11 protein-coding genes are annotated in these 7617 nt (G+C 38.8%); 2 read left to right on the top strand and 9 right to left on the bottom strand.

Annotated features, from left to right (window positions below; translation table 11 throughout):
• Both rsmI and rpmE read right to left on the bottom strand, forming a co-directional pair.
• On the bottom strand, nucleotides 1-660 hold a 660-nt coding region (rsmI, locus tag WBM70_RS01130; protein ID WP_424556680.1), incomplete at its 3' end, for a 16S rRNA (cytidine(1402)-2'-O)-methyltransferase.
• A 102-nt stretch (nucleotides 661-762) separates the two neighbouring features.
• Nucleotides 763-963 carry a 50S ribosomal protein L31 gene (gene rpmE, locus WBM70_RS01125; RefSeq protein WP_424556679.1) on the bottom strand — a complete coding sequence of 67 codons (201 nt, stop codon included), beginning with the start codon at nucleotides 961-963 and terminating at the stop codon, nucleotides 763-765.
• Between the two features lie 242 nt (nucleotides 964-1205).
• Here rpmE and WBM70_RS01120 point away from each other — a divergent pair, with 242 nt between their 5' ends.
• Nucleotides 1206-1637, top strand: a complete 432-nt coding sequence (locus tag WBM70_RS01120; RefSeq protein ID WP_424556678.1) for a hypothetical protein — start codon at nucleotides 1206-1208, stop codon at nucleotides 1635-1637.
• Nucleotides 1638-1669: 32 nt separating this feature from the next.
• Here WBM70_RS01120 and WBM70_RS01115 read toward each other — a convergent pair whose 3' ends face one another.
• Complete coding sequence (locus WBM70_RS01115; protein ID WP_424556677.1) at nucleotides 1670-2338, bottom strand: 16S rRNA (uracil(1498)-N(3))-methyltransferase; 669 nt, start codon at nucleotides 2336-2338, stop codon at nucleotides 1670-1672.
• 2 nt (nucleotides 2339-2340) lie between these two features.
• A complete protein-coding gene (locus tag WBM70_RS01110; protein ID WP_424556676.1) occupies nucleotides 2341-2766 on the bottom strand; it encodes a hypothetical protein in 426 nt (141 codons plus the stop codon).
• Between the two features lie 88 nt (nucleotides 2767-2854).
• Here WBM70_RS01110 and glp point away from each other — a divergent pair, with 88 nt between their 5' ends.
• Nucleotides 2855-4072 carry a gephyrin-like molybdotransferase Glp gene (glp, locus tag WBM70_RS01105; RefSeq protein ID WP_424556675.1) on the top strand — a complete coding sequence of 406 codons (1218 nt, stop codon included), beginning with the start codon at nucleotides 2855-2857 and terminating at the stop codon, nucleotides 4070-4072.
• A 33-nt stretch (nucleotides 4073-4105) separates the two neighbouring features.
• Here glp and WBM70_RS01100 read toward each other — a convergent pair whose 3' ends face one another.
• Genes WBM70_RS01100 through moaA form a run of 5 tightly spaced genes read right to left on the bottom strand, consistent with a single transcriptional unit; the run spans nucleotide 4106 to nucleotide 7593 of the window.
• Nucleotides 4106-4681, bottom strand: a complete 576-nt coding sequence (locus WBM70_RS01100; protein WP_424556674.1) for a c-type cytochrome — start codon at nucleotides 4679-4681, stop codon at nucleotides 4106-4108.
• Nucleotides 4682-4697: 16 nt separating this feature from the next.
• Nucleotides 4698-5165 (bottom strand): hypothetical protein, encoded by a 468-nt coding sequence (locus WBM70_RS01095; protein ID WP_424556673.1) that lies wholly within the window; start codon nucleotides 5163-5165, stop codon nucleotides 4698-4700.
• A gap of 50 nt (nucleotides 5166-5215) precedes the next feature.
• Nucleotides 5216-5797 carry a 6-pyruvoyl trahydropterin synthase family protein gene (locus WBM70_RS01090; protein WP_424556672.1) on the bottom strand — a complete coding sequence of 194 codons (582 nt, stop codon included), beginning with the start codon at nucleotides 5795-5797 and terminating at the stop codon, nucleotides 5216-5218.
• Nucleotides 5798-5857: 60 nt separating this feature from the next.
• Nucleotides 5858-6616 carry a 7-carboxy-7-deazaguanine synthase QueE gene (locus WBM70_RS01085; protein ID WP_424556671.1) on the bottom strand — a complete coding sequence of 253 codons (759 nt, stop codon included), beginning with the start codon at nucleotides 6614-6616 and terminating at the stop codon, nucleotides 5858-5860.
• Nucleotides 6616-7593, bottom strand: coding sequence for a GTP 3',8-cyclase MoaA (gene moaA / locus WBM70_RS01080; protein WP_424556670.1), 978 nt, complete (start codon nucleotides 7591-7593; stop codon nucleotides 6616-6618). The genes WBM70_RS01085 and moaA overlap by 1 nt, the downstream gene beginning before the upstream one ends.
• Nucleotides 7594-7617 lie beyond the last annotated feature (24 nt).

Raw genomic sequence — 7617 nt, 5'->3', positions numbered from 1 at the left:
CACCCACTCTCCGCGTATCGTTAATTCACTAAGCATTTCGCCTAATGACACTGCAGTACCGCGGTAGTATCTTTGATATTTTTTACTGATCTCTTTGGCTAAGAAAAGCTCTCTGTTCTCATCCAGTATCGAAATCTCATTTAAAAGCTTTTCCAGACGGTGAGGTGCTTCATACAGTACAGTGTTGTAGCCATTGTTCATTGCATCACTAAGGGCAGCAGTTCTCTCTTTGCCTTTATGCGGTAAAAATGCGTAAAAAAGAAATTTTCCTTCTTCAAAACCACTCGCTGCATAGGCAGTCGTCACTGCAGAGGCACCAGGAAGTACATCATAGGGTATATTGTGTTTCTGAGCATGTGCTACAAGTATCTGTCCAGGGTCAGAGATAACCGGCATTCCTGCATCACTGACATACACAACCTCTTTATCTTGCAAAGTACTTCCAAACTCCTCAAGTCTTTCCTCTCCATTATGTTCATTAAAAGAATAAAATTCTGCATCAGGATACGCCATATCAAACCGCTCTTCGAGTAAACGTAAAAGCCGCTTGGTCTGACGTGTATCTTCACATAAAAAGAGTTCTGCTTTTTCAAAAATCTTCATAGCTCTGATCGTAATATCTTGTGGATTTCCAATAGGTGTAGGGATAAATGTTAACATAATACATACTTTAATGTTTGAAGAGAATAAGTGATTGCCGATGTTCAAGCAAACTTAGCATAAGTGCAAGCATAGAGAGCGATGCTCTCTATGTCATTAGGATTAACCTAATTTATATTTATTCTTAAACTTCTCTACTCTACCAGCAGCATCAAGAATTTTTTCAGAACCAGTAAAGAATGGGTGACATGCATTACAAATGTCAATACTCATCTCTGCTTTATTTGTTCTAGTTTCAAACTTATTACCACATGCACATGTAACTGCACATTCAACGTAATCTGGGTGAATTTCTTTTCTCATTTTCTAACCTTTTAGTTTATTTGGTGACAGGTAACTAACCTGTTCTAGTCGATGACTCTTCCTTTTTCTATGAAAAAAAGGGTCATTGCAACGCTCTTTGGCGAGACAACATAGGGCGAAATTATAGCAAAATATTTTTAAAAAATTATAAAAGTCCTCTCAATATATTAATTTATACTTTTTGCACTTTTGATTAACACTATTTGGTATATAATGCATAACACTATAAAAAAGGAAAAACAATGAAAAAAATAATTATTGCAATGACTCTCATTTTGATGTCATTCTCATCACTACACGCTATGAATATGGGCACGGGAATGAATAAACATGCGCTAAAACATGCTAATCCTATGCCAAATCTTATGCGTATCGCTATTAAAAATGCTGATCTTTTAGGTATTGACCAAAAACAAATGACTGCGTTAAAAGCATGGTCCGATACAAATAAACCTAAAATGAAACAGATGATTCAACAAGTCATGCACGAAGAAGCAATGCTTTTAGAAAATGCTCTGACCACTGACAATGATTCAGTGAAAGAAGCAGAGGTGATGCTAGAAACACGTAGAAAGATCATCGAGATGAAAGCAAACTGTAATGCAAACTTAAAAACGATCTTGACTAAAAAACAATATCAGCAAGTAGTCACTATCTATAGAAGTGTACGATAATTCTCGTACACACCTCTTTAGCTGGTAAAACGTTAGAGCAACAGTTTACTAGCTACTGCACAAACTGCACTTTCACTTTTTAAAACCAATGGTGTATCCAGTCCGATGATATTTTCAGGCTTAAAAAGTGCCACTTCACCTTCATGAAAACCACCCTCGCAACCTATGACAATCGTTGCAATATGATCTTGTGGACCTAACTTATTTTCAGAAAAATTCAACATTTTACTTTCCGGGTTTACATTAACAAAACTCTCCAGATCCTCTGCCATCTCCAACTGCATCATTTCGCTTCGTCCTGATTGCTGAGAAGAGTTTAAAAGTATCTTTTCCAAACGTTTAAAATCGACTTTAAAACTTTTTTGTGAACGTTTACAATAGATAAAAGTGATTTTTTCTACACCCATTTCATTCAAAGAAGGCAGTACTTTTTCAATGTTCTTGGGGTCAATGACACACCAACCTATATGTAACGGTACTTTTGCTTTAATTTCAAGTGTTTGACTCTCTTGAAGTTCAAGATTGACCGCCCGTTTGTCTATGTAGCTAATAAGATATCGATGAAGGAGTCCATCTTCAAGGTTACGAATGTACAGGGTATCCTCTACCTTATGTCTTCGCACTTTGAAAATGTAACGATGCTCATCTCCATGTAGAGTGAGCTGAGGATTACCTGCTTCTTTATGATAAAGATATAACATGATTACAGTGCTACTACGCCTTTAACTTTAAGTACCATAAGCACAATCATCACCACAACCAATAAGATCTGTACTGAAGATATTTTCAAGAATGCACCTTTAAGTAACTTGTGCGTATCAGGATTTTGTAAATTCGCCATCTTAATAAGTTTATATTTCTTGATCTCTATATACATCAACACAGCCCAAACCACTACCATGATTATAGTACTCAATGACCATCCCAAATCACCTGCGAAAACAGCTATAATACCTGCAAATGCTATCATCGTAGCAATCGCTTGAAAGATCATCGTATAGATAAAACTTGCTTTTCTGAATCCCAATGGATTTTTTGCTGTCAACATAGGGATAAACAATCCTCCGACCAAAAAGCCTAAAAAGACTTTCACTAAAATACTGTGTGCTGCTAACATCTCTGCTATCATATGAATTTCCTGTAATTTTGATTTGTTTAAAAGCGGATTATACCCTATTTTGTTATAATCGAACCCAACTTAATTTTAAAGGTTCAAAATGCCTGTTTCTATCACTCAAGCGCTTGATATTATTTATGAGAACAGCCCTGTAGTAGGCTCTGAACTACTACCTATAGAGATGACATTGGGACGGGTGATGAGTGAAGACTCCATCGCAACATTTGATCTGCCGCGTTTTGACAACTCTGCAATGGATGGGTATGCTGTAAAATGTTCAGATGCTAACAGCACAGTGGAATGTATAAATATTATCTATGCTGGAGATGATCCGCAGATGACACTTGAGCCTACACAAGCCATCAAAATCATGACAGGAGCACCTATTCCAGATGGTTGTGAAGCCGTGATCCCTATAGAAAATGTGACAGTAAATGAGACACAGATAACCTTACCAAAAGAGATACAAAAAGATGGACATATAAGACATGCAGGTGAGGATATCAAGCGAGGCAATGTCTACTTGCACAAAGGGGAGAAGGTCACTGCATACAGTATCGCACTGCTTGCCAGCCAAGGAGTAACACACCTAAGAGTAACACGCAAAATAAAGGTTGCTGTATTTGGCACAGGAGATGAACTGCGTCCACACTTCGAGAAGATAGCACCGAAGCAACTCTATAATTCAAATACGCCTATGTTCTTAGCACGTGCGAAAGAATTAGGTTGTGAAGTACAATATATAGGTAGCTCTGGTGACACTATGGAGTCTTTAGAATCTGCTATAAAATCTGCTCTGAATGCAGATATTATCATCACATCTGGTGGTATCAGCATGGGGGACAGAGACTTCACCAAGGATGCTTTTGCAAATTTAGGGATGGAACTGCACTTTGACAAAGTAGATATCAAACCAGGAAAACCTACAGCTTTTGGTACCATTGGAGACACGGTTGTGATCAATCTGCCTGGAAATCCTCTTGCCTCTATGGTGAATTATGAAATGTTTGTACGTGCAGCTATTCGTAAAATGTCTGGTATGAATGCCTATTATCATCATACGATATCTACACAGATGAAAGAAGATTTCAAATTAAGAGCCGGTAAACATACCGTACGTCTAGGGACATTTGACGGAAACACATTTATACCATTCAATAAGCAGCTTCCAGGGATGATCTCACCTTTAGAACAGGCCAATGCCATGCTCATTACAACACCGGATATTTCGAGCCTTGAAAAAGGTAAAACTGTGAAAATATTGCCAATATCATGGGAATTGAGTGCTTACGAAAAAGAAGATTTTTTTACGCGTTAATTTTGAAAGAGGGACTTCGCCCTCTAGATATTCTTATATCTGTGAAAGATAATCAGCTACTGCTTCAATCTCTTCATCGGACATAGTAGCGGCTTGTCCCTTCATGAGCGCACCCATACCAGCTACATTTTTTGTACCGGCTTTGTACTCATTCATAGAAGTAATCAATGCTTCCTTGTCTTGACCAGCAATGATCGCTGATTTACCAAGTGCTGCAGTCTTACCATCTACACCGTGACACCCTTTACATTTATCATAGGCTGCCGGCGGTGATGCCGGTGTCAATGCTGCAGTTGCCGCTTGCGTTAATTCCTCTGCTTTGGCCTCTGCTTCTACTTTGAGTTCTGCTGCTTTTTCTACCGCTTCAGCTGACATTTTGTCCGCTTCAACTTTTGCTTCTGCTGCCATCTCGGCTGCCGCTACTTTTGCTGCTTCAGCTGCTTCAGCCATTTTGATCTTTGCTGTCTCAAAAGCACTTACAGTATCTTTTTTAACCGCTTCTGCTATGGCAGTTTTATTCACTTCCTCTACTACTTTTTTTGTCTCTTCTCCACACGCTGTGAATATTATAGCTGCTACTGCGAGAGAAAATATTGTTATTTTTTTCATGATCTATCCTTTATTTTTATTTAGATACTGGTTTTGCAGGAGCTGCTGGTTTCGCTGCTACTGGGGGACATATTCCTGGTGCTGGTTTTGCTGCCTCTGCAGATAATGCTGGTTTCGCTGGGGTAGCTGCTTTTGCGACCTCTGCCGGTAGTACTTTTTCAGCTGCCATCGCTGGCTTTGCTGGTAAGGCTTTTTCTGCCGCCAGTGCAGGTTTAGCTGCCTCTGCAGGTAAAGCCTGTTTCGCAGGTTCAGCTGGTTTGGCTGGCTTTGCAGGTTCGGCTGTTTTTGCAGGCTCTACAGGTGTTGCAGGAGCTGCTGGTTTGGCCGGTTCCACACATTTCGCTGCTTCTGCAGGCAATGCTGGTTTTGGTTTTTTTGGATTTACAAGTGGTTCTGTAACTTTTTCAGTTACTTTTGCTTCTTCAGCATATGCTGTAAGCCATACACTCATTACTGCAAGAGAAAGAAATAATAACTTTTTCATAATCTATCCTTATTGTTTTAATAACTATATTATAGCAAAAAATAAAGAATCTAAACTTTTTTAGGATTTGTGATAAGGGTATGGTTTAAGAGTTTATCCCAAAGCGTAGTGTCACTCCACTCACTTTGTACCTGAGGTGAAAAGCGTATATCTTCAAGTTTTATGATACCCATCTGTTCACTATGCGCATCTTCTTTAAACCCTTGTGCATATCCTGTATCTGTTTCATGTACGATGATACTGTGAAGCTTTACTTCTTTTTCTCCATTTTGCATATCTGTACATGCCAAAACACGTTCTACCATAAGATAGATCACGCGGGAAAACTGTTCTGCCGAAGGAGAAACGGGAAGTTCCACCCATCTGTTACTATAGGTCTTCATGGCATCTATATACTTTTTATCATCTTTTGACCAAAGCGTGATCGCATGGTCAAAAGAGTCTATCAGCTCTTTGATATACCGTTTAGTAAGTCCAAAGTCGTACACCATTTGTCCATCGTCAAGATAGTTTGACTCTAAAAGTACTTCAATTTTATAAGAGTGTCCATGGATATTTTCGCTGCAGCGTTGCGTTGTACAGTCACGTACAATATGAGCATTTTCAAATTTAAAAAGTTTTCTGATTAACATCTTTCTTCCTCAACTAGGAGTATATGAATCTGATTTTAACCAAGCTAACTAAAATTTAGGTTACACACCCTGGGTTGTATCAAAAACACGTATATGTAGTCTATCGCTATACTTAAAATTATGTTTCATACAAAATTCAAAAACAGATTTGTCATTTTTCCAAATACTATCTCTGCTTTCACCTACAGGCATACAATACACGGAAAGTTCCGGCAAGATCTCTCTTATAACTTCTATCTCATCTAACGCTGAAGTTGCCGCCAGATGTGCATCAATAGTAAACTTCAAAAAAGCCTCTTTAGCATGATCGCCTATAGAACGAAGTGCTTGGGGAACGATACGTTTTTCTTCAGGTTCACCTGAATTCGCCAACTTTAATGAGAGTGCAAAGATACACGACTTGTAGGCTGGATACTTTTCAAAATCTATCTCGATCGTACCATTGGTTTCAAAAGTGATCTCAATCCCTTCTGAAACCAACCACTGAACTACTGCATAAAATACTTTATCATTGTGATACATTAAAGGTTCACCACCCGTAATAACCATGTGTGGTTTATACCCTATGATGCTAAATTCATTTTTAAGTTTGTCGATCAGTGTTTTGCTGTCATCTACTTTTGTCCATGATTTGGCATAGGCACTGTCTACAGCAAAATAAGTGTCACATCCGTAACGTACTTCACCATCGACTTCATAGCTTGCACCAAAACCAGGACAGTTCAGGTTACAGCCACCTGTACGTAAAAAATACGAAGGCACTCCAGCATATTTACCTTCACCCTGGATCGAAAAAAACTCTTCAGTAAGGTAAAACATCAGCCACCAGTTTCATAAAAAGCACGTGAGGATATCTCTTTCTCTTCATTAGGATTCTCTTCAGTCCAGCGGTTCTCTTTAGGTTTGTCTTTAAGTACCTGAGCCAAGACATCTGCTGCACCCTGGATATCACCCTTTTTTACTGACTCAGCAATGCTCATCGCCTCATCAAAATAGAGACAAGGAATAAGATTTCCTTCTGCCGTAAGACGTATACGGTTACAGTTTTCACAAAAATCGTGTTTATGCGGGTCTATCAGTCCAAATTCTGTACCATCTTCAAGTGCGTAGTTGAATGATGGGCTGGCACCTTCACGTCCTAAAGCACGAATCGTATGCCCTTCTTTTACTTTTTCAAGTATCTCTCTCCCATGCATACCCTTTAGTGCCTGATCTGCATGCCTGTTTTCCATATACTCTATGAAACGTATTTTAATATTTCGTGCTTTACAATATTCTAATACATCCAATATCTCACCATCATTGATGCCTTTGAGCGGTACCATGTTGATCTTGACCTTAAGCCCTACTTCTAACGCTTTTTCTATACCTTTTAGTACTTGAGGAAGTACATCTTTACCCGCTATCTTAGCTGCAACATCTGCATGCAATGAGTCCAGTGAGATGTTCAATCTTTTCAGTCCCGCATCTTTAAGCCTTTGTGCTGCTTCAGGTAACAGATATGCATTGGTGGTGAGTGCCAGATCTATGTCGGGTTTATAGTCAGATATCATTTTGATAAAAGTATCCAGATTTTCTCTCAAGAGAGGTTCTCCACCAGTCAGACGGATCTTAGTCACACCTTCATCTATGGCTACTTTTACAAATAAAAAGAGCTCTTCAAAAGAGAGCAAGTTCTCTTTAGGCACCCATGAAAAAGGTTTTTCCGGCATACAGTATTGACATCTGAAGTTACAACGTTCTGTGACTGAAATACGGAGATAATCAACCTTACGGCCATGTCCATCTATAAGCATATAAAATCCAATGTATAATTTTTT

The organism is Sulfurovum sp., from assembly GCF_049668085.1.
Classification (GTDB): domain Bacteria; phylum Campylobacterota; class Campylobacteria; order Campylobacterales; family Sulfurovaceae; genus Sulfurovum.
This window is presented reverse-complemented; position numbering and strand designations above follow the sequence as displayed.

Bases quoted from the DNA above. Each gene is read 5' to 3' on its own strand.
- rpmE (WP_424556679.1), bottom strand. From the start codon at position 963: ATGAGAAAAGAAATTCACCCAGATTACGTTGAATGTGCAGTTACATGT.
- WBM70_RS01120 (WP_424556678.1), top strand. From the start codon at position 1,206: ATGAAAAAAATAATTATTGCAATGACTCTCATTTTGATGTCATTCTCA.
- WBM70_RS01115 (WP_424556677.1), bottom strand. From the start codon at position 2,338: ATGTTATATCTTTATCATAAAGAAGCAGGTAATCCTCAGCTCACTCTA.
- WBM70_RS01110 (WP_424556676.1), bottom strand. From the start codon at position 2,766: ATGATAGCAGAGATGTTAGCAGCACACAGTATTTTAGTGAAAGTCTTT.
- glp (WP_424556675.1), top strand. From the start codon at position 2,855: ATGCCTGTTTCTATCACTCAAGCGCTTGATATTATTTATGAGAACAGC.
- WBM70_RS01100 (WP_424556674.1), bottom strand. From the start codon at position 4,681: ATGAAAAAAATAACAATATTTTCTCTCGCAGTAGCAGCTATAATATTC.
- WBM70_RS01095 (WP_424556673.1), bottom strand. From the start codon at position 5,165: ATGAAAAAGTTATTATTTCTTTCTCTTGCAGTAATGAGTGTATGGCTT.
- WBM70_RS01090 (WP_424556672.1), bottom strand. From the start codon at position 5,797: ATGTTAATCAGAAAACTTTTTAAATTTGAAAATGCTCATATTGTACGT.
- WBM70_RS01085 (WP_424556671.1), bottom strand. From the start codon at position 6,616: ATGTTTTACCTTACTGAAGAGTTTTTTTCGATCCAGGGTGAAGGTAAA.
- moaA (WP_424556670.1), bottom strand. From the start codon at position 7,593: ATGCTTATAGATGGACATGGCCGTAAGGTTGATTATCTCCGTATTTCA.